Source organism: Klebsiella sp. 141203 (genome assembly GCF_032601985.1).
Lineage (GTDB): Bacteria > Pseudomonadota > Gammaproteobacteria > Enterobacterales > Enterobacteriaceae > Klebsiella > Klebsiella aerogenes.
Genome location: NZ_JAQIRL010000021.1, coordinates 1 through 380, shown reverse-complemented (window position 1 = coordinate 380; position 380 = coordinate 1). Strand labels below are relative to the sequence as shown.

The window sequence follows — 380 nt, the reverse complement described above, 5'->3', positions numbered from 1 at the left end:
CTGTGTGTCGTTTCAATTTTCAGCTTGATCCAGATTTTTAAAGAGCAAAACTTCGCAGTGAACCTTTTCAGGTACACTCTGAAGTTTTCTTGTTTCTTGCAGTAAGGATGGTGGAGCTATGCGGGATCGAACCGCAGACCTCCTGCGTGCAAAGCAGGCGCTCTCCCAGCTGAGCTATAGCCCCATCGAATGAATCTCTTTTAACCTTAATTCGTTTTCGGGCGCGGCGTGGTGAAGCGAAGCATACTGAAGTATGCGAGCTTTGCCACAACAAAGCACGAGAGCGAATTTGGTAGGCCTGAGTGGACTTGAACCACCGACCTCACCCTTATCAGGGGTGCGCTCTAACCACCTGAGCTACAAGCCTGCAGAGATTACTT

2 tRNA genes are annotated in these 380 nt (G+C 49.2%); both read right to left on the bottom strand.

What is annotated here, in order from left to right:
* Positions 1-108: 108 nt before the first annotated feature.
* A tRNA-Ala gene (locus PGR29_RS24835) sits at positions 109-184 on the bottom strand.
* Between the two features lie 106 nt (positions 185-290).
* Positions 291-367, bottom strand: a tRNA-Ile gene (locus PGR29_RS24830).
* Between the last annotated feature and the right edge of the window lie 13 nt (positions 368-380).